The organism is Shewanella sp. OMA3-2 (assembly GCF_021513195.1).
GTDB lineage: Bacteria > Pseudomonadota > Gammaproteobacteria > Enterobacterales > Shewanellaceae > Shewanella.
Genome location: NZ_CP090974.1, coordinates 2,078,301 through 2,097,425 on the forward strand (window position 1 = coordinate 2,078,301; position 19,125 = coordinate 2,097,425).

Consider the following 19,125-nt stretch of genomic DNA (forward strand, 5'->3'; position numbering starts at 1 on the left):
TCGATATTGTCGATGGCGAATTTAGCTTGATTTCAGCTTCACGTCGAAATCAACCTGGATAAAATTTAACTTAGAAAACATTTAGGGTCTGTTGATTTGTTAAAGTTTTTTTGCAGCTAACTGTTGGTTATTTGTACAATTAAGGTGCTTTATGGTGTAGTTATTCTACATAAAAAGTTGATAAGGCAGTCAAAATAGTCGTATAAAATGCTATTGTCTAGGCTAGTTTATTCTATCTTTGTCTTGCGGCGTTAACGAGTTATTGAAAAAACGGTAAGATTGTTAGCGTAATAATTCATGAATTATATTAATCTTGTGTAATCACAATGTGATGCAATGCCCTTTGAGGGTCTTAGTTAATTTACTAAACGTTATAAATATTGAGGATCACAATGAATAATAAAATTATAGGTATCATACTTATCGCAGCTGGTGTTGCATTCGCTATCTGGGGTTACAACGTTTATGACTCAGCAAGTTCTCAAGTGACTCGTGCTATCAATGGTGACACACCGATTGAGGCTTGGTTAGGTATGGTGGGTGGGGCTATTGCGGTTTTGATTGGTCTGACCAAGATAAAGTAACAGTACTCACGGAAGTCCTGCTGCAAAAAATAAAGGCGTTAATCTTTTGATTAACGCCTTTATGTTGTTTTCTAGCACCGCAACTGCCTGTTACACGATTAACTCAATATCATACCTTGGACTATTCATCTTGATAGTGCGTACCGTAAAAGCTATCTAACAGGATTTGCTTTAGCTCATTGATCAATGGGAAGCGTGGATTCGCGCCGGTACATTGATCATCAAATGCATGCTCTGCTAACTCATCCAATTTTGCTAAAAAGTCAGCTTCGTTGACACCGGCAGCTTGGATAGATACCGGTATGCCGATGGCCGTTTTTAGTTGATCTATTTTAGCAATCAATAATTCAACTTTTTTGTTATCCGTTGTTGCTTTTGCGACACCATCAAGCTTTAAGTGATCTGCAATCGCGGCATAACGACATAGTGCTTTAGGACGGTCATATTGGCTGAAAGAGGCCTGTTTAGTGGGCATGTCTGTGGCATTAAAACGAATAACATTACTGATAAGTAACGCATTAGCTAAGCCGTGGGCTAAGTGGAATTCAGCACCCAACTTATGCGCCATTGAGTGACAAATACCTAAGAATGCATTGGCAAAAGCAATACCCGCAATCGTTGCACCATTATGTACTTTCTCTCTTGCAACTGGCGCATTAGCACCCAGTTCATAGGCTGCAGGAAGATGTTCAACGAGTAAGTCTAATGCTTGCAACGCTTGACCATCACTGAATTCATTTGCCATAACACTTACATAAGCTTCAAGTGCGTGAGTAATGGCGTCAATACCCCCATATGCGGTTAATGATTTTGGCATATTCATTACAAGATTTGGGTCAACAATAGCGATATTGGGAGTGAGTTGATAATCGGCAATGGGGTATTTCATACCAGTGACTTCGTCAGTCACTACCGCAAATGGAGTGACCTCTGACCCTGTACCAGAGGTGGTAGGAATGGCGACCATTTGTGCTTTTACGCCCAATTTAGGGAATTTATAAATACGTTTACGAATATCCATAAAGCGGAGAGCTAAATCGGCAAAATCGACATCAGGATGCTCATACAATACCCAAATAATCTTCGCCGCATCCATAGGTGAACCACCACCTAATGCAATGATGACATCAGGTTGAAAACTTTGAGCCACTTTCGCGCCTTGCTTTACAATCGCTAGAGTGGGATCTGCTTCTACTTCATAGAAAACTTCCGTTTCTAATCCCTGGGCTTTTAGAATCTTAATTGTTTCATCGCAGTAACCATTATTGAACAAGTATTTGTCAGTAATGATAAGTGCGCGCTTCTTGGTTTCTAACTCTTCAAGTGCGATCGGAAGGCAGCCACGGCGGAAATAAATCGATGCAGGAAGTTTATGCCACAACATATTTTCAGCCCTTTTAGCGACAGTTTTTTTGTTAATTAAATGACTTGGGCCGACGTTTTCTGAGATTGAATTGCCGCCCCAAGATCCACATCCTAAAGTGAGTGATGGGGCGAGTTTAAAGTTATATAAGTCACCAATACCGCCTTGAGAAGCAGGGGTGTTGATCAAAATACGCGCTGTTTTCATTCTAAAACCAAATGCCTTGACGCGATCATTTTGACTATCTTGATTTGTGTATAAACCTGATGTGTGACCAATGCCGCCCAGGGTGACTAATGCTTCAGCTTTATCCATAGCATCATCAAAATCCGCAGCTCGGTACATACCTAATAGTGGTGATAGTTTCTCATGGGCAAAAGCTTCTGCATCGTTTATCTCAGTCACTTCACCAATTAATACCTTAGTCCAGCTTGGTACAGTAAACCCTGCCATTGCAGCAATTTTTTCTGCGCTTTGCCCTACAATATCGGCATTTAAATTACCCTTTTTTAGAATGATGTCTTGCATCAATGTCGTTTCAGTCGCTGATAATATATAGCCGCCATGGGTAGCAAAGCGCGCTTTGACTTGATCGTAAATGCTATCTACTACAACAACAGCCTGCTCAGATGCACATACCACTCCGTAGTCGAATGTTTTAGACATTAATATAGAACTCACGGCACGTTTTATGTCTGCGGTTTCATCAATAACAATGGGCGTATTACCTGCGCCAACGCCAATAGCTGGTTTACCCGATGAATAGGCCGCTTTCACCATACCAGGGCCGCCAGTGGCTAAAATAAGGTTAATTTTATCATGGGTCATTAGTTGATTAGATAATGCAACTGAAGGTTCGTCTATCCAACCAATAATGTCTTTAGGTGCACCTGCAGCAATGGCCGCATTTAACACAATTCTTGCCGCGGTTGTGGTTGATTGTTTTGCTCGGGGATGAGGCGAAAAAATAATACCATTACGTGTTTTAAGGCTAATTAATGCTTTGAATATTGCGGTAGAGGTTGGGTTGGTTGTTGGCACAATGCCACAGATGACTCCTACTGGTTCGGCAATGGTAATGGTGCCGAAGGTAATGTCTTCTGCAATGATGCCACAGGTTTTATCGTCTTTATATTTGTTATAAATGTATTCAGATGCGAAATGATTTTTAATGACTTTATCTTCAAGTAAGCCCATTTGAGTTTCAGTTGCCGCCATTTTAGCTAACAGAATACGTGCATCTGATGCCGCAAGTGCGGCGGCTCTAAATATTTTATCGACTTGTTGTTGGCTGAAATTAGCATATTGTTTTTGCGCGTTAGCCACTCTGTCGACTAATTGGTTAAGTTGCTCTGTGTTGGTGACAGTCATAATCACTTCCTTTAAAAAATAGTTAAATAAACTAGTTTTAGTTAACCATTTTCTGTGTAACAGCTATTTTATGGTTATAAAGTTACCTTTTTATCAGCTACTTTATTGTGATCATGTCCACAGATAGGTATGAAGTGTAATTTTATTACATTTCATAATAGTGAAGTGAAGTGGGCGTATTATGGACAGAGTTAAATTGAGCTTCCTTTAAAGCAGTAGAACATTCGCAAAAAAGCAGGTTAATGACTTAATCCATTATCCTACCTTAATTTACTCAGTTGCCAGCGTAACTAAAGTTGATTTCTTGCGGTTAAATATTGCGCCTGTAAATATTTCTTATATTTAGCTGTTCTGCGTTTAGTTTTTATTTGATCTAAGATTAAACTCCACAGTGGTGAATCGTTCAATTTGGGCTTATTGCCTCGGCTCATTCGACGTAATTGACGTTTAGTCATCGCCATTGTAGCGAGTGCCGCTAAGGTTTTATTTTCCCAACTGATTGGTTTAATGGTAATGGCCATATCCGGATTGGTTTGCCACTTATTGATAATGTCTGGTTGATAGGCAAGGGCAGTGGCTAGACCGCATAAACTAAAACCTGCATCAATCACTTTTTGGGCTATGGGTAACCTTTGAATACCACCAGTTAACATTAATGGGATAGGAGAGCGTTTAACTAATGACTCTGTAAAACTTAAAAAATAGGCCTCGCGGGCTAAAGTTCTCTCATCGGCGCTACGTCCTTGCATTGCTGGAGCTTCATAGTTTCCGCCCGATAACTCTACTAGGTTTACGTTATATTCTGCTAACCAGTTAATGACTTGTTCAGCATCATCAATATCAAAACCACCCCGTTGAAAGTCTGCTGAATTAAGCTTTACCGCCACGTCAAAATCATTACCACACGATTGCCTAACTTGTTTTATCACCTCAATTAATAACTTCGCCCGATTGAGTAAACTGCCGCCCCATTCATCACTGCGTTGGTTGGTTAGTGGCGATAAAAATTGTGCTAATAGATAGCCATGAGCAGCATGAATTTGTACACCATCAAAACCTGCAAGTTGTGCTTGATAAGCGCTTTGGCCAAATCGTTTAATCACATCTTGTATTTCATCTTCAATCATTGCTTGTGGTATTGAAAATAAGTTGGAATGCTTACCTAGGTCTAAGCTGATGGCTGAAGGAGCAAGACTTTTACCGCCCATAGCTTTAAACACTTGTCTACCAGGATGATTTAATTGCATCCATACTTTAGTGTTACGTGTTTTGGCCATGTTAGCCCATTGAATAAATGGCACCAAAGGTGTGTCATGCTCAAGAGCGACACCACCAGGACCTGTCATCGCCATTTTGTCTATCATGACATTACCAGTAATGATTAACCCAACGCCACCTTGGGCCCATTGTTGGTATAGGCGAAATAATTTTTCATCTGGCAGTTGTTGATGATTGGCTAAGTTCTCTTCCATTGCCGCTTTGACGAAACGGTTTTTGAGTGTTGTTTGTGGTGTTATTTGCACCGCACTAAAGAGATCTTGCGACATAATTAATTCGTCATAATGTGATAATTAAAAGTGAGCATAACGTTAAAGTCATCCTTTAAGCCACTAACTATTGATATTTTGGGCTGAAATTATTCACAAACCTGTGATTGATGTTCGCAAATTAGCAGGGTTTGGGTATATAATTCCCTCCTTAAATTATGACGTGGTTTTATATTGAATAGTGTCTATTCAATCCATGTTGTAATTGTCTGAATAGTTTAAAGGTAAAGTAATGAATTTAAAGCAAGAACTGCACACACTTAATGATAAATTAGATAAGTTTCGTCGTAAATTAGCCGCGGCTGAACAGCGCGGTGACGCAGCTATTATTCTGCAGTTCAAAAAAGAAATCACCGCAATGACTAAACGTATTGCTAATGTTAAAGGCCAACAAACTCGCCAGCTTAATAAAGAAGGTAGTGAAGTAAAGGATTTAACTTTTAAACGTGAACTAACCAAAGCAGAACAAGCTGATATGGGGCAATTAAAAAAGTCTGTAAAAGGCTTAGTGGTTGTTCATCCTATGACTGCGTTAGGACGTGAAATGGGCATTAAGACAGTAACGGGTTTTGCCCCAAGCAAGTTCTAATACCGTTTCAATTTTTTGCTTAGTTGATTGCAACTATAGTCGATCGCAGTTTTAAGTTGATTGCGGCTCTAAGTAGTGTGCTCAACGACTATTCTCAGGCAAGTAAGTCTCTGGAAATACGGTCTCATATTTAGGTCTCAGGGAATGAGTGTTGTTGTAAGGTCTATTTCATGTCGATAAAATATATCGCTACGTCTAAATTACCAACCCCTTGGGGTATATTTGCCATGCACGGTTTTGAAGATACTGAAACTGGAAAAGAGCATGTTGCATTAACTTTCGGTGAATTAAATGCCGGCTCAGCTATTTTAGGGCGTATTCATTCTGAATGTTTAACCGGTGATGCATTATTTAGTTTACGTTGTGATTGTGGCTTTCAATTACAAACCGCGATGCAAAATATTGCTGAACAGGGGCAAGGTTTTATCTTATACCTGCGCCAAGAAGGACGAGGTATTGGGTTATTAAATAAAATTCGAGCCTATGAGCTACAAGATGGTGGTGCTAATACTGTAGAGGCTAATGAGCGTTTAGGCTTTGAAGCTGATATGCGTCAATACGATATGATTAAGCCGATGCTTGAGCAAATCAATGTCTCTAAAGTCAGGTTAATGACCAATAATCCACGCAAAGTCAAAGCGATGGAAAATGAAGGTATTGAAGTGGTGGAAAGAGTACCATTACAAGTGGGCAAAAATCGTTACAATGAAGACTACTTAAAAACCAAATCAACCGAACTTGGGCATATGATGTCTGAACATCACTTTAATGATAAGCAAGACTAATCAAGTTTTAATGACGCTGCTATATTGTTCAAATATGGCAACATATTGCAAAGTCATCACGGTTGTTATGGCTTTGCAATATTCAATCCAGTCTGCCGCACAGGATATTCCTGAAACGGCAGAGACTTCTCCAGATGCATCACACTATGCTTTTGCAAATTATTTAGGCAGTGGTATTTATCGCACTTCAGGTCAAAGTGCTGCTGTTGCCAATATACCTATTGCAGTCGTTATCGACGAAGCTGAAGATCATTTAGTGAAATTACGCCTACCTATATCATTGGGTTTTTTCGATTATTCATTTAATAATTTACCTGGTGGCCAATTACCTAAAAGTGTCGGCACACTGACTGCGACACCTGGAATTGAGTATCATTGGTTTGTCGATGAACAATTGACACTCGAAAGCTATATGGATTTAGGTTATGGCTATAATTTCTCCAATGCAAGTAATGTTGGGATTTTATCGTTAGGGGTGTCTTCGCTTTACCAAATAGACATGCCTGCTTATAGACCTACCTGGGTTAATAGGCTGTATTTTGCTGGTTATCGCAGTAGTTTGAATGATAGCGCAGAAAGTTATTCTGTATTGCAAAGTGGTTTAGATTTTGGATTAGGCACGAGTTGGTTATGGGAAGATATTGAGGTAGAGCCGAGGTTGTTCTTTGCTGGCCGCTGGTTTTTCGACAAACTGACTTTCGTTAACCCTGTAGGTGCTGATGCGGTCACTAATCACACCTATGAAGTGGGTGCCACATTGAAGTTTTCTAAACCGGTAGGTTATGATGTTTTTGGTTGGAGTGGATTAAAAATAGACAGGTTTGGCTTAAGTTATCAGGTTGGGGGAGGGCTACAGGTGTGGCGATTAATCTTCGAATTCCCGTTGTAACCCTTTCTAGAAAACTATCATCTCAACAAAAAACATCTCAGTAATTATTAACTCATTGTTTAGTGGCTTCCGCCCCAAATATTCGCATTTACTGGCTTAGTATCTGAAGTGTTGTCTGATGCTGCTACACTTTGTACTTTTGTGTTAGTTGCCTTAGTGTTAGTTACCTTCGCACTAGCTTTTTTGTTAGCCGTTTTTTTGAATGGTGCTGTTGGCTGAATATCTTGCTCTTTTTTAATCGGCAATGGCAGCTTATTACACCTTAAATATAAGTATTCAACTTTATCACGCGCCCACGGGGTTTTACGTAAAAAGGTTAAACTTGATTTGATACTTGGATTGTCTTGAAAACAGCGAATGTTGATCCTAAGGGCTAAATCTTCCCAGCCATACTTGTCTACTAAATAAGTAATGATTGTTTCTAATTTTATGCCGTGAAGCGGATTGTTCTGCTGAGTCATAATAAAAAGTTAGGCCGATGATAAATTGATAGATCAAGATTATACGCTAAAATAGCAGCCTGCGGGGAGTAGCAGTAACTACTTTAAGCGCTTTTGTTGATCTGTTTTTGATAAATGATAGAAATCATCAATTAGAATTCGCAGCAGTTTTGATTTAGGTACATTGCTGCTTTTAGACAGTTTGTCTAATTGTGCAATACTCCGCTCTGTGAGTGTAAAAGTTGCATGACGATACATTTTGACACTTTTTTTATCCAAGCCATTTAAAAATGTTTGAGTCGATTGTTGCATTTGTGAATTTTCACCCACAATAGTTTGTTTACCCAAGGCATAATTATTGGCATCTTCAATAAAGTCATCAACCGAGACAGACTTCTTTTTTTGCTGCGGTTTTTTACGCTTAAGATCAGTTAAACTCATAGCTATTTTCTGGTGGTATAGCGAATAATTCATCGGCAATAGCCCTAATTTCAATCGCTGCTTTACCATCAGGCTCTATTTCTATAACCGATGAGCCGCTTTCCTCACTGTCATCATAGATATTACGGCTAAATGTGACTGAGTTTAATGCGCGAAGATTGAATGATTCGACCACTTCCTTGGCTTCTAAAATACGCTTAAATTGGGTTGGTAAAGAAGGGCATTGTGTCATCACAATTGCCGCAACCATCTTAGGATTAACCATTTTACAGGTGCTTAACATATCTTCCATGTGGGGCAGGGTTTTTAAGTCCTGGCGTTTTGATCTTAACGGGATCACAACATAAGTGGCGACTGACATTGCAGCACGCATGGCAAGATTATCTTGACCACCACAATCGACAATGACGTAGTCAAAGCGTTCATCTAAGCTGAGTAAGTCATTACGAATTTTACCGTAGAGTTGAATGCAATTAATTGGCGCAAGACTGGGATCGGTATTACGAGCTTGGATCCAATCGGATGTGGTGCGTTGCGGGTCACAATCTACCATCAGCACATTTGCAGCGAATTTTTGAGTAATATAAACGGCAAGGTTTTGCGCTAAACAGCTTTTGCCACTACCGCCTTTTTCGCCGCCCACTAGCAGTATCATACTCTTCTCCCATTACTGTATTTTTATTTAGCTTAATAAATTGAGTATAGAACATGTTTTTCGCTCTGGGTAAATACGTATGATACTTTGATAAAATTGAACACAGCGGCAAGCTGTCTTTAGAGCAATTGCAATGCAATATGGTAGCTATGTTGTGAACTTTGGCTACAGCGACAAACCTGACCCTTAATGGTATTTTGCTTATCGGTACCTGAGTTGAATGTAACTGCGATTAATTGCCCTAATTCAAAATCCTGACGGTAGTCAAGTAATATGCCTTTTCGAGCGAGGTCAATACAAACACCATTGTCTTCATTACTTTCACCAGTTTTATTAATCCAATGTAGCTTGATTCGCTCTGCTTCCATGTCGACGCGCAAGGAAGCACGTTTTTCATCAAAACCTGTCGGCTCTAGATCCATTTTTAACTCTCCTTAAGTGGGCCCGATACTTTAGTTTTAGCATATTGGCTTTTTTAAGCAATACCAAACGGTTATTAAAAACCAAAACGCCAAACAAAATGTCTGGCGTTGACTTGCTTATTGTTAACTGTCGTAATCTTGATTTTTGGGATAAGGCATTTTCAACTGTCCCCAGCGGATCACGATTACTGTCGATGCTAATAATATGGTTGAAAATGATATAGCTAAAATACGCCAATCATCCATGCCTTTCATATCTAAAATGAGGTATCGAGCCAAGGCAACAATAGCGATATATAGCGGCATGCGGATCGGCAATTTACCTGACTCAATGTAATTGACCACCATAGCCAAGACTTCAAGATAGATAAATAATAATAACAGATCGGCAAGTTCGACGGTTCTAATCGCGAACATATGCATTATTTCTTCACAAATGGCAAAAATAGTGGCCAAAGCAATAATGAAAAGGACTATGTATTCAATCGACTTTAAAGATTGTATGCTGGCATGTTTTATTCTGTGCATGTTGGCTCTACTATTTATGCTAGTGGGATCTTAATGATTTTATTATTCAGTAAAGTAAGCTGTTTGCCCAGAGATCTTAATCACAGACATAAAAAAACCGCTAATTAAATTAGCGGTTTTTTATTACTCGAAGTGTATGACTAACGCTTTAATGCTTCATTGAGTAAAGGGCGCATAATTTTGACTAATTGTGTGGTCACTTTTGGTGTGCCAGCAACAATGTTTCCCGAAATCAGATAATTATGACCGCCGGTGAAGTCTGTAACCGTACCGCCAGCTTCACGACAAATTAAGTCGCCTGCTGCGATATCCCAAGGTTTTAAACCAATCTCAAAAAATCCGTCTAGACGACCAGCAGCTACATAAGCTAAATCTAACGCGGCTGAACCAGCACGGCGTAGATCTGCACATTGCGGGAAGACTTCAGATAAAATTTTCATATAAGTTTCTGTATGCTGACGTGCTTTGAACGGAAATCCTGTACCTAGAATGGTACTGTCCAATTCACCCACGTTAGTTACACGCATACGGAAGTCGTTAAGTTTTGCACCTTTGCCACGAACCGCTGAAAACAGCTCTTCACGAACAGGATCATAAATAACCGCGACCTCGGTCACGCCTTTATATTGAAGGGCAATTGAAACAGCAAAATGAGGAATACCACGAACGAAGTTGTTGGTGCCATCCAAAGGATCGACTATCCAAACATAATCTTTATTTTCGCCACGGTTTTCACCGTCTTCTTCACCAATGATTGTGTGATCAGGGTAAGATTTACGAATTTGATATGTGATAGTTGCTTCTGCTTCCTTGTCTACACTAGTAACAAAGTCATTAATTCCTTTGGTACTTACCTCAACACGGTCGAGTTCAGTATAGGCGCGCATAATTGTTTGGCCAGCAGCGCGGGCAGCGCGCGTGGCAATAGTCATCATCGGATGCATAGCAATCCCCTGGATTTTAAAGAACGAATAAAACAGCGGCCGCATTATACCTTATTCAATAGTTATATCAAATGCAGATTTTCATATAACGTTATAAACAGGGCTTGTGATAACATATGGTCAATATTTTTTGAACGAAAGTGGTGTCATGTTAAGTAATATTCGTGTTGTGCTTGTGGGCACGTCTCACCCAGGAAACATTGGCTCGACTGCGCGTGCGATGAAAACCATGGGATTGTCTAATTTATATCTTGCTGAGCCAAGAGTTGAACCTGATGGTCAATCAATTGCACTGGCTGCTGGCGCTTCAGATATTTTAAAAAACCTTACAACAGTTAATTCATTAGATGATGCTATTGCGGGGTGTAGTTTAGTTATTGCGACAAGTGCACGTAGCCGAACATTAGATTGGCCTATGCTTGACCCGCGTCAAGCGGGCGAGAAGTTATCGCTTGAAAGTCTTAAAGGCCCGGTTGCGATTGTATTCGGTCGAGAAAATCATGGTCTAAGTAATGAAGAATTGCAAAAGTGTACTTATCATGTAGCTATACCAGCAAACCCTGAGTATAGCTCACTCAATTTAGCTCAAGCTGTGCAAATTATTTGTTATGAAACTCGCGTGGCTCACTTAGCTTTGGGTGAGCAGCCTGCACCAGAGGAAGAGTATCCTCTGGCTGAAGATTTAGAGCGTTTTTTTGTGCACTTAGAATCTACCTTGTCTGACACTGGCTTTGTGATTAAAAATCATCCTGGTAATGTGATGACCAAACTTCGCCGTTTATATAGCCGAGCTCGAATTGAAGCGCAAGAAATGAATATTTTGCGGGGTATTTTAACCTCGATTGATAAGAAGATAGATCAAAAGTAGTGGTGATAAGGGAGTTCACATGGGCGTGAGAGCAAGGCTAAAAGAAGATATTGAATCTATTTATCACCGTGATCCTGCGGCAAACAGTACCATTGAAATTTTACTCAATTATCCGGGTATGCATGCGATTTGGATACATAGGATTAGTCATAAGCTTTGGCGAGGTAATTGGCGGTTAACTGCACGTTGCTTGTCGACATTTTCACGCTGGTTAACTGGGGTTGAAATTCACCCCGGTGCGACATTAGGAAGACGTTTCTTTATCGATCATGGCATGGGTGTTGTGATCGGTGAAACGGCGGAAATTGGTGATGATTGTACCTTGTACCACTCTGTCACACTGGGTGGAACAACCTGGCAAGCGGGTAAACGCCACCCTACGTTAGGCAATAATGTGGTGATTGGTGCAGGGGCCAAAATATTAGGTCCAATTACTATGCATGATGGTGCTCGAGTCGGGTCGAATTCTGTAGTCGTTAAAGATGTGGAAGCCGACAATACCGTTGTGGGTATTCCAGGACGAGTCGTATCCTCACCAAGCTCGCAGTCAAAAGAGAAAGTTGAACGCCGCACTGAAATGGCCAAAAAGTATGGCTTTGATGCCTACGCTGTGTCGCCAGATAATCCAGATCCCGTTGCCAATGCAATTGGCCAGATGCTTGATCATATGCATTTGATGGATTCTAAAGTACAGGAGCTTTGCCAAGCCGTTCAAACTATGGGCGGGGAAGTGTGCACTGAAAAATTACCAGAGCTAAACGTGGGTGACTTTGACGAAGCTGAAAAAGCAGCAGCTAAAAAACGAAAACGTGAACTCACTGAGTTTGACCCAAGTATATAAATTGAACTTGGTAAGCTCATTACTCAACCAATATGAAGCCTTAAAAGTGTACCCTGAGCAAAAAATCGGGCCAGTAGGAGGGGATTCCCATATTGGCATTGAATTTTAAGCCGTAAAAAGGTTAAATGTCTCGGCAAAAATGAGGCTGTTTTTACGCTCCTGCATTCTAATACCTGAGTAAATTAGTCGGATTAATACTTGACTAAATTAGTCGGATTAATACTTGACTAAATTACTCGGGTATGATGAAATTACTGCATACTTTTTGGGAGCAGTCGCAAGTTATGAAACTTACATCAAAAGGTCGCTACGCAGTCACAGCTATGCTGGATGTTGCGATTCATTCTGGAACAGGACCTGTACCTTTAGCAGACATATCTGAAAGACAGGGTATTTCGTTGTCTTATCTTGAACAGCTATTTGCTAAATTACGAAAGCACGGTCTGGTATCTAGTGTGCGCGGACCTGGTGGCGGATACCGTTTAGGCTTAGAAGCTGATGCTATTTCCGTGGGCATGGTTGTACATGCAGTTGATGAATCTGTCGATGCTACGCGCTGTCAAGGACAAGGGAATTGCCAAAGTGGCACTCGATGTCTTACTCATTCCCTATGGGGTGATTTAAGTAAACAAATTTCAGATTTTTTAAATGGTATTTCACTTGCTGGTCTGATGAACAAAAGAGACGTGCAATTTATCTCTATTAAGCAAGATAAAATCCAGAAGGAACATCGTGTCATTTTGTAACGTATTGTTATTAAAAGCATGGTGTTGATTTAAATACAATTATTATTTGTACGTTGTATGTAGCCTCAGTTGAGACTGCTAAGTACGGAGTGAGTTATGAAACTTCCTATCTATCTAGATTATGCCGCAACAACCCCAGTCGACAAACGTGTCGCAGAGAAAATGGTTCAACATATGACTATGGACGGAGTGTTTGGTAATCCAGCCTCTCGTTCTCATCGTTATGGTTGGCAAGCCGAAGAAGCAATTGATATTGCTCGTAATCAAGTTGCTGACCTCATCAATGCTGACCATCGTGAAATCGTATTCACTTCAGGTGCAACAGAATCATCTAACCTTGCGATTAAAGGTATTGCTCACTTCTATCACAAGAAGGGTAAGCATATTATCACCAGTAAAACTGAGCATAAAGCCACGTTAGATACGTGTCGCCAGTTAGAACGTGAAGGTTATGAAGTGACTTATTTAGAACCTGAAGCTAACGGTATTATTCCTTTGGCGCGTCTTGAAACGGCCATGCGCGATGACACTATTCTTGTCAGCATTATGCACGTTAATAATGAAATTGGTGTGATACAAGATATCAATGCAATTGGTGAACTTTGCCGTGCTAAGGGTATTTTCTTTCATATGGATGCTGCACAAAGTGCAGGCAAAATACCGCTTGATGTACAGCAAACTAAAGTGGATTTGATTTCAATATCAGGCCATAAAATGTACGGACCTAAAGGTGTTGGTGCATTGTATGTTCGCCGTAAACCTCGTATTCGTTTAGAGTCTCAAATGCACGGTGGCGGCCATGAACGTGGTATGCGCAGTGGTACATTAGCAACTCATCAAATTGTTGGTTTAGGTGAAGCAGCTGTTATTGCAAAGCAAGACATGCAAGAAGATACAGTGCGCATTCGTCGCTTACGTGACAAGCTTTGGGCTGGTATTAATCACATTGAAGAAACTTATATCAATGGTGATTCAGAGCAGGGTTTCTGTGGCATTTTTAACGTTAGCTTTAACTTTGTTGAAGGTGAATCGTTAATGATGGCGCTTAAAGATTTAGCGGTTTCATCTGGTTCAGCTTGTACATCTGCAAGTCTAGAGCCTAGCTATGTGCTTCGTGCACTAGGCTTAAACGATGAAATGGCACACAGTTCAATTCGTTTCTCTATTGGGCGTTTTACTACCGATGAAGAAATTGAGCATGCAATTAACGTAATCACTGAATCTATAGATAAGTTACGTGAAATGTCGCCACTTTGGGAGATGTTTAAAGATGGTATCGATTTGAACCAAGTTCAATGGGCACATCACTAATTGGGTTATCTCACCAATTATACGAACTGATAAAATGACAGAGATTTTGGAGCAGTATCATGGCTTATAGCGAAAAAGTAATCGACCATTATGAAAATCCACGTAACGTGGGTTCATTTGACAAAAACGACCCTTCAGTAGTAACCGGTATGGTTGGCGCGCCAGCTTGTGGTGATGTAATGAAGCTGCAACTTAAAATTAATGCTGATGGCATTATTGAAGATGCTAAATTCAAAACATACGGTTGTGGCAGTGCTATTGCTTCTAGCTCGCTGGTAACAGAGTGGGTTAAAGGTAAAACAGTTGACCAAGCTGGTAGCATCAAAAATGCTGATATTGCCGCTGAGTTAGCGTTACCTCCAGTGAAAATTCATTGCTCTATTTTAGCTGAAGATGCTATTAAAGCGGCAATTGAAGAGTACAAGTCGAAACAGTCTAAGTAATACCTGGAGTTAAAGATGGCAATTTCAATGACCCCAGCTGCGGCTGACAGAGTAAGATCATTTCTTGCTAATCGCGGAGATGGCCTTGGTTTACGCCTTGGGTTGAGAACATCTGGCTGTTCAGGAATGGCTTATGTGCTTGAGTTTGTAGATGAACTTAATGACGATGATGAGTTATACACTATTGACGGTGTTAATATCATCATCGACGCGAAAAGCTTCATCTATTTGCAAGGCATCGAGTTAGACTTTATTAAAGAGGGCCTCAATGAGGGGTTCCAATTTAATAACCCTAACGCCAAAGGTGAGTGTGGTTGCGGTGAAAGCTTTACCGTGTAAATGATCATTTCACTGTGTTTTAAACATGCAAGTATGAATGTTATTAAATGAATTACTTCGAATTGTTTGATCTCGCTCCATCCTTCGATATTGACACCGCAAGTCTTGCAGAGCGCTATCGCGATCTGCAACGTGCGGTGCACCCCGATAAGTTTGCCAACGACACTGAACAACAGAAATTATTGTCTGTTCAGCGTACGGCGCAAGTCAATGATGGTTACCAAACCCTAAAGAGCCCACTAAGACGCGCAGAGCACATGCTCAGCTTGCGTGGCATTGAGCTCAGTCACGAAACAACGACGATTAAAGATACGGGTTTTTTAATGCAGCAAATGGAATGGCGAGAAATGTTGGAAGACATTAATGACTCTGCCGAACCACAAGGTATAATTGATGCCTTATACGATTCTTTTGCCACTTATGAAAAGTCATTGTTTACTTTATTGAGTCAGCAGCTGATAAGCGCTGGTGAAATTGATAATAAGCACGCTGCAGATCAAATTCGTAAATTAAAATTTATGGCAAAATTACACGATGAACTTGCACGTATCGAAGATGCATTACTTGACTAGGCTGAGTAATATATTTCCTTAGCTTACAAGCAGTCACCTATCGACTTCGCCCCGTAATTTCTTGATAAACCCTGTGGTTTATCTACAACAAAGTTGGAACACTATGGCACTGTTGCAAATTGCAGAACCTGGACAAAGCGCCGCGCCGCATCAACACCGCTTAGCTGTTGGCATTGATCTAGGCACCACAAATTCACTTGTTGCTGCAGTAAGAAGCGGCAAAGCAAGCACTTTATTCGACGAGCAAGGTCAGCACTCTTTGCCATCTGTGGTTCATTATGGCAAAGATGCTATTTTAGTTGGACACCAGGCTCAAGCACTGTCAGCAATTGACCCACAAAATACCATAGTGTCGGTTAAGCGTTTTATGGGCCGTAGTCTGCAAGATATTCAAAGCCGTGATGCTCACCATGCGTACCAATTTGAAGCCAGCGAGAACGGTTTACCTGTGTTTGTTACCCAACAAGCAAAGGTTAATCCTATTCAAGTGTCCGCTGAAATTTTAAAACCTTTAGTAGAGCGAGCTGAAAAAACCTTAGGCGGTGAATTACAAGGCATAGTGATTACTGTTCCTGCGTATTTTGACGATGCACAACGTCAAGGCACCAAAGATGCAGCTGAGCTGTTAGGGGTGAGAGTACTGCGTTTGCTTAATGAACCAACTGCCGCAGCTATAGCCTATGGCCTTGATTCTAAACAAGAAGGCGTGATTGCCATATATGACTTAGGTGGCGGTACATTTGATATTTCAATTCTGCGCCTAAACCGGGGGGTATTTGAAGTACTCGCTACCGGTGGCGATTCGGCCTTAGGTGGTGATGATTTTGATCATCTCTTAGTTGAGCATTTCAAGCAAGCCTGGCAATTGGAAGCATTGACAGCGCAAGAGTCTCGTCGATTATTAATTGAGGCACGTCGAGTCAAAGAAGCGTTAACCGATAATCAAAATGTAACTGCGACTTTATCATATGCTGACAAACAACTTGAGTTAGTTGTCACTAAAGCAGAGTTTGACAGTATAATTGCTGCGTTAGTTAAGAAAACAATCGGCAGTTGTCGTCGAACATTGCGTGATGCTGGTGTGAGCACCGATGAAGTGATCGAAACTGTTATGGTTGGCGGTTCTACACGTGTTCCTTTAGTTCGCGAACAAGTTGAAGCCTTTTTCAAGAAACCGCCTTTAACGTCAATTGACCCCGATCGCGTAGTGGCCATTGGCGCCGCTATTCAAGCTGATATTTTAGTCGGTAACAAGCCTGAATCAGATTTACTATTGTTAGATGTTATTCCGTTATCTCTAGGTATTGAAACCATGGGTGGCCTGGTAGAGAAAGTGGTTACTCGTAACACGACTATTCCTGTCGCGCGAGCTCAAGAGTTCACTACCTTTAAGGATGGCCAGACCGCAATGGCATTTCATGTCGTTCAGGGCGAACGTGAATTAGTCGATGATTGTCGCTCTCTAGCGCGCTTTACCTTGCAAGGCATACCGCCTTTAGCTGCGGGTGCTGCACATATTCGAGTGACATTTCAAGTCGATGCAGATGGCTTACTCAATGTCACTGCAATGGAAAAGTCGACCGAAGTGCAAACCAGTATTCAGGTTAAACCGTCCTTTGGTTTATCTGACACTGAAATTGCCACTATGCTTAAAGATTCGATGAAACATGCGAAAGAGGATATTACTCGTCGTATGCTTGCTGAACAAAAAGTTGAAGCGGCTAGAGTGATTGAGTCGTTAACAGCAGCACTGCAAAAAGACGGTGATTTACTTGAAGCCAATATGCGTTCACAGCTACAAACAGCTATCGAGTTATTAGCTGCTACCGCAGAAAAAAATGATGTTGATGCGATTGAAAAAGCGATCAACGATTTAGATGCCCAAACCCAAGACTTTGCGGCAAGACGTATGGATAATTCGATAAGAGCGGCATTTAAGGGCCGTTCTGTCGACAATATATAGGTGAGAACATGCCACAATTAGTTTTTTTACCCCATAGTGAGTTATGTCCTGACGGGGCTGTACTTGAGGCCGAAGTCGGTGAAACCATTTTAAACGTGGCTTTACGTAACGGTATTCATATTGAGCATGCTTGCGAAAAGTCATGTGCCTGTACTACATGTCATGTAGTTGTGCGTGAAGGCTTTAATCAGCTTGAGGCAAGTGATGAACTTGAAGATGACATGTTAGATAAAGCCTGGGGATTAGAGCCTGAGAGCCGCTTATCTTGTCAAGCTAAAGTGGTTGCATGTGATATGGTGATTGATATTCCTAAGTACACTGTCAATATGGTGAGTGAAGGCTAAATCAGTCATTGATTATTTTTGCATATTAAAAAAGGCAATATCCTAAAAGGTTATTGCCTTTTTTGTGTTTAATTAATGTTGCTGGTTTTTATGGGTAACTCTCACGCTTCGTGATCACAGTTGTATGGTTAGAAATGGTTCGTAAAGTAGCCATTTTCATTTAAAACAACACTTATGCTATGCATACAATATTAAATTACGTATAATCCGCGCGAATTTTATAAACTTGCTCACATTAAGGAAGCTAGTTATGGCGATCGAACGCACATTTTCTATTATCAAACCAGATGCAGTTGCTAACAACCACATCGGTGCTATTTATAACCGTTTTGAATCAGCAGGTCTTAAGATCGTTGCTTCTAAAATGGTTCATTTATCTAAAGAACAAGCTGAAGGTTTCTACGCTGAACACAGCGCACGTCCTTTCTTTGGTGCTTTAGTGTCTTTCATGACTTCTGGTCCAGTAATGGTTCAAGTGTTAGAAGGCGAAAACGCTGTTCTAGCTAACCGTGAAATCATGGGCGCAACTAACCCAGCAGAAGCTGCTCGTGGCACGCTACGTGGCGACTATGCAGCTAGCATTGATGAAAACGCAGTTCACGGTTCTGATGCACTTGAATCAGCCGCTCGTGAAATTGCTTACTTCTTTAGCGCTGATCAAGTGTGCCCACGCACTCGTTAATCTTTGCTAAGAAATGAGAAGGCGCTTAGGCGCCTTTTTTATTGTCGAAAAATTGATATTCAACCTATTAATGCTTATCCATTGCACTAAGACCAACTTATTATATTTGGCACTTTGATTGTCTTCAGTAACTATCGCACCAGGCTAAATTAATGGTTCATTTTCATATTGGTCTCAAATTATGTCAGCTAAGCATATTAAATAGCGACTAAACCAGTTTGTATATGGGCGGTTAATCGTTCCTTAATTAACCTAGTTGATGATGTTAATATATTTAAGCATATTTTATATGCAACATTTTCAATAGAAAAACTATTAATTACAACAAGATTAAAGTGAGTTTTATCACGAAAATGGTAAGGGAAAAGTAATTATATATAAGTTTTGATATTTATTTCATTAATTTAGTCTATTTTGTAATCATTTGAATTGTGTACTTAATGATGCATTTGTTTTTA

Annotated in this window: 22 protein-coding genes; 14 read left to right on the forward strand and 8 right to left on the reverse strand. The window is 40.6% G+C overall.

Annotated features, from left to right (window positions below):
* The first annotated feature begins 392 nt into the window (after positions 1-392).
* Entirely contained in the window at positions 393-584 is a 192-nt protein-coding gene (locus L0B17_RS09160; RefSeq protein WP_235084258.1) for a DUF3185 family protein, read from the forward strand.
* Positions 585-705: 121 nt separating this feature from the next.
* Here the strand turns inward: L0B17_RS09160 and adhE are convergent, their stop codons facing one another.
* Both adhE and L0B17_RS09170 read right to left on the reverse strand, forming a co-directional pair.
* Positions 706-3,318, reverse strand: coding sequence for a bifunctional acetaldehyde-CoA/alcohol dehydrogenase (gene adhE, locus L0B17_RS09165; RefSeq protein WP_235084260.1), 2,613 nt, complete (start codon positions 3,316-3,318; stop codon positions 706-708).
* A 290-nt stretch (positions 3,319-3,608) separates the two neighbouring features.
* Positions 3,609-4,865, reverse strand: a complete 1,257-nt coding sequence (locus L0B17_RS09170) for an NADH:flavin oxidoreductase/NADH oxidase family protein (protein ID WP_235084262.1) — start codon at positions 4,863-4,865, stop codon at positions 3,609-3,611.
* Positions 4,866-5,097: 232 nt separating this feature from the next.
* Here L0B17_RS09170 and L0B17_RS09175 point away from each other — a divergent pair, with 232 nt between their 5' ends.
* The 3 genes from L0B17_RS09175 to L0B17_RS09185 all read left to right on the forward strand — a co-directional run bounded on the left by L0B17_RS09175 (position 5,098) and on the right by L0B17_RS09185 (position 7,128).
* On the forward strand, positions 5,098-5,454 hold the full coding sequence (locus L0B17_RS09175) for a YibL family ribosome-associated protein (RefSeq protein ID WP_235084265.1): 357 nt from the start codon (positions 5,098-5,100) through the stop codon (positions 5,452-5,454).
* Between the two features lie 170 nt (positions 5,455-5,624).
* Positions 5,625-6,239, forward strand: coding sequence for a GTP cyclohydrolase II (gene ribA, locus L0B17_RS09180; RefSeq protein WP_235084267.1), 615 nt, complete (start codon positions 5,625-5,627; stop codon positions 6,237-6,239).
* A 34-nt stretch (positions 6,240-6,273) separates the two neighbouring features.
* Entirely contained in the window at positions 6,274-7,128 is an 855-nt protein-coding gene (locus tag L0B17_RS09185) for a hypothetical protein (protein ID WP_235084269.1), read from the forward strand.
* Between the two features lie 59 nt (positions 7,129-7,187).
* Here the strand turns inward: L0B17_RS09185 and L0B17_RS09190 are convergent, their stop codons facing one another.
* The 6 genes from L0B17_RS09190 to suhB all read right to left on the reverse strand — a co-directional run bounded on the left by L0B17_RS09190 (position 7,188) and on the right by suhB (position 10,558).
* Positions 7,188-7,589 carry a VF530 family DNA-binding protein gene (locus L0B17_RS09190; protein ID WP_235084270.1) on the reverse strand — a complete coding sequence of 134 codons (402 nt, stop codon included), beginning with the start codon at positions 7,587-7,589 and terminating at the stop codon, positions 7,188-7,190.
* Positions 7,590-7,667: 78 nt separating this feature from the next.
* Positions 7,668-8,009 carry a replication protein RepA gene (locus tag L0B17_RS09195; RefSeq protein WP_235084271.1) on the reverse strand — a complete coding sequence of 114 codons (342 nt, stop codon included), beginning with the start codon at positions 8,007-8,009 and terminating at the stop codon, positions 7,668-7,670.
* Positions 7,996-8,664, reverse strand: a complete 669-nt coding sequence (locus tag L0B17_RS09200; protein WP_235084272.1) for an AAA family ATPase — start codon at positions 8,662-8,664, stop codon at positions 7,996-7,998. The genes L0B17_RS09195 and L0B17_RS09200 overlap by 14 nt, the downstream gene beginning before the upstream one ends.
* A 119-nt stretch (positions 8,665-8,783) precedes the next feature.
* Complete coding sequence (locus L0B17_RS09205; protein ID WP_235084273.1) at positions 8,784-9,086, reverse strand: PilZ domain-containing protein; 303 nt, start codon at positions 9,084-9,086, stop codon at positions 8,784-8,786.
* Positions 9,087-9,209: 123 nt separating this feature from the next.
* Positions 9,210-9,614 carry a phosphate-starvation-inducible protein PsiE gene (locus L0B17_RS09210; protein WP_235084275.1) on the reverse strand — a complete coding sequence of 135 codons (405 nt, stop codon included), beginning with the start codon at positions 9,612-9,614 and terminating at the stop codon, positions 9,210-9,212.
* Positions 9,615-9,754: 140 nt separating this feature from the next.
* Positions 9,755-10,558, reverse strand: coding sequence for an inositol-1-monophosphatase (gene suhB, locus L0B17_RS09215; RefSeq protein ID WP_235084281.1), 804 nt, complete (start codon positions 10,556-10,558; stop codon positions 9,755-9,757).
* A 148-nt stretch (positions 10,559-10,706) separates the two neighbouring features.
* Between suhB and trmJ the strand changes: the two genes are divergently transcribed.
* The 10 genes from trmJ to ndk all read left to right on the forward strand — a co-directional run bounded on the left by trmJ (position 10,707) and on the right by ndk (position 18,667).
* Complete coding sequence (gene trmJ, locus L0B17_RS09220; RefSeq protein ID WP_235084283.1) at positions 10,707-11,426, forward strand: tRNA (cytosine(32)/uridine(32)-2'-O)-methyltransferase TrmJ; 720 nt, start codon at positions 10,707-10,709, stop codon at positions 11,424-11,426.
* A 19-nt stretch (positions 11,427-11,445) separates the two neighbouring features.
* A complete protein-coding gene (cysE, locus tag L0B17_RS09225; RefSeq protein ID WP_235084285.1) occupies positions 11,446-12,267 on the forward strand; it encodes a serine O-acetyltransferase in 822 nt (273 codons plus the stop codon).
* 284 nt (positions 12,268-12,551) lie between these two features.
* Complete coding sequence (gene iscR / locus L0B17_RS09230) at positions 12,552-13,013, forward strand: Fe-S cluster assembly transcriptional regulator IscR (RefSeq protein ID WP_235084287.1); 462 nt, start codon at positions 12,552-12,554, stop codon at positions 13,011-13,013.
* A gap of 96 nt (positions 13,014-13,109) precedes the next feature.
* On the forward strand, positions 13,110-14,324 hold the full coding sequence (locus L0B17_RS09235; RefSeq protein ID WP_235084288.1) for an IscS subfamily cysteine desulfurase: 1,215 nt from the start codon (positions 13,110-13,112) through the stop codon (positions 14,322-14,324).
* A gap of 59 nt (positions 14,325-14,383) precedes the next feature.
* Complete coding sequence (gene iscU / locus L0B17_RS09240) at positions 14,384-14,767, forward strand: Fe-S cluster assembly scaffold IscU (RefSeq protein WP_226415036.1); 384 nt, start codon at positions 14,384-14,386, stop codon at positions 14,765-14,767.
* A 15-nt stretch (positions 14,768-14,782) separates the two neighbouring features.
* Complete coding sequence (gene iscA / locus L0B17_RS09245; RefSeq protein WP_235084289.1) at positions 14,783-15,106, forward strand: iron-sulfur cluster assembly protein IscA; 324 nt, start codon at positions 14,783-14,785, stop codon at positions 15,104-15,106.
* 47 nt (positions 15,107-15,153) lie between these two features.
* Complete coding sequence (hscB, locus tag L0B17_RS09250) at positions 15,154-15,678, forward strand: co-chaperone HscB (protein WP_235084290.1); 525 nt, start codon at positions 15,154-15,156, stop codon at positions 15,676-15,678.
* Positions 15,679-15,781: 103 nt separating this feature from the next.
* Positions 15,782-17,641, forward strand: coding sequence for a Fe-S protein assembly chaperone HscA (gene hscA / locus L0B17_RS09255; protein ID WP_235084291.1), 1,860 nt, complete (start codon positions 15,782-15,784; stop codon positions 17,639-17,641).
* 8 nt (positions 17,642-17,649) lie between these two features.
* Complete coding sequence (fdx, locus tag L0B17_RS09260; RefSeq protein WP_226415044.1) at positions 17,650-17,985, forward strand: ISC system 2Fe-2S type ferredoxin; 336 nt, start codon at positions 17,650-17,652, stop codon at positions 17,983-17,985.
* A 250-nt stretch (positions 17,986-18,235) separates the two neighbouring features.
* Complete coding sequence (gene ndk / locus L0B17_RS09265) at positions 18,236-18,667, forward strand: nucleoside-diphosphate kinase (protein ID WP_226415046.1); 432 nt, start codon at positions 18,236-18,238, stop codon at positions 18,665-18,667.
* Positions 18,668-19,125: the final 458 nt, after the last annotated feature.

Excerpts from the sequence above, each read along its gene's own strand:
- L0B17_RS09160 (WP_235084258.1), top strand. The coding sequence starts at position 393 with ATGAATAATAAAATTATAGGTATCATACTTATCGCAGCTGGTGTTGCA.
- adhE (WP_235084260.1), bottom strand. The coding sequence starts at position 3,318 with ATGACTGTCACCAACACAGAGCAACTTAACCAATTAGTCGACAGAGTG.
- L0B17_RS09170 (WP_235084262.1), bottom strand. The coding sequence starts at position 4,865 with ATGTCGCAAGATCTCTTTAGTGCGGTGCAAATAACACCACAAACAACA.
- L0B17_RS09175 (WP_235084265.1), top strand. The coding sequence starts at position 5,098 with ATGAATTTAAAGCAAGAACTGCACACACTTAATGATAAATTAGATAAG.
- ribA (WP_235084267.1), top strand. The coding sequence starts at position 5,625 with ATGTCGATAAAATATATCGCTACGTCTAAATTACCAACCCCTTGGGGT.
- L0B17_RS09185 (WP_235084269.1), top strand. The coding sequence starts at position 6,274 with ATGGCAACATATTGCAAAGTCATCACGGTTGTTATGGCTTTGCAATAT.
- L0B17_RS09190 (WP_235084270.1), bottom strand. The coding sequence starts at position 7,589 with ATGACTCAGCAGAACAATCCGCTTCACGGCATAAAATTAGAAACAATC.
- L0B17_RS09195 (WP_235084271.1), bottom strand. The coding sequence starts at position 8,009 with ATGAGTTTAACTGATCTTAAGCGTAAAAAACCGCAGCAAAAAAAGAAG.
- L0B17_RS09200 (WP_235084272.1), bottom strand. The coding sequence starts at position 8,664 with ATGATACTGCTAGTGGGCGGCGAAAAAGGCGGTAGTGGCAAAAGCTGT.
- L0B17_RS09205 (WP_235084273.1), bottom strand. The coding sequence starts at position 9,086 with ATGGATCTAGAGCCGACAGGTTTTGATGAAAAACGTGCTTCCTTGCGC.
- L0B17_RS09210 (WP_235084275.1), bottom strand. The coding sequence starts at position 9,614 with ATGCACAGAATAAAACATGCCAGCATACAATCTTTAAAGTCGATTGAA.
- suhB (WP_235084281.1), bottom strand. The coding sequence starts at position 10,558 with ATGCATCCGATGATGACTATTGCCACGCGCGCTGCCCGCGCTGCTGGC.
- trmJ (WP_235084283.1), top strand. The coding sequence starts at position 10,707 with ATGTTAAGTAATATTCGTGTTGTGCTTGTGGGCACGTCTCACCCAGGA.
- cysE (WP_235084285.1), top strand. The coding sequence starts at position 11,446 with ATGGGCGTGAGAGCAAGGCTAAAAGAAGATATTGAATCTATTTATCAC.
- iscR (WP_235084287.1), top strand. The coding sequence starts at position 12,552 with ATGAAACTTACATCAAAAGGTCGCTACGCAGTCACAGCTATGCTGGAT.
- L0B17_RS09235 (WP_235084288.1), top strand. The coding sequence starts at position 13,110 with ATGAAACTTCCTATCTATCTAGATTATGCCGCAACAACCCCAGTCGAC.
- iscU (WP_226415036.1), top strand. The coding sequence starts at position 14,384 with ATGGCTTATAGCGAAAAAGTAATCGACCATTATGAAAATCCACGTAAC.
- iscA (WP_235084289.1), top strand. The coding sequence starts at position 14,783 with ATGGCAATTTCAATGACCCCAGCTGCGGCTGACAGAGTAAGATCATTT.
- hscB (WP_235084290.1), top strand. The coding sequence starts at position 15,154 with ATGAATTACTTCGAATTGTTTGATCTCGCTCCATCCTTCGATATTGAC.
- hscA (WP_235084291.1), top strand. The coding sequence starts at position 15,782 with ATGGCACTGTTGCAAATTGCAGAACCTGGACAAAGCGCCGCGCCGCAT.
- fdx (WP_226415044.1), top strand. The coding sequence starts at position 17,650 with ATGCCACAATTAGTTTTTTTACCCCATAGTGAGTTATGTCCTGACGGG.
- ndk (WP_226415046.1), top strand. The coding sequence starts at position 18,236 with ATGGCGATCGAACGCACATTTTCTATTATCAAACCAGATGCAGTTGCT.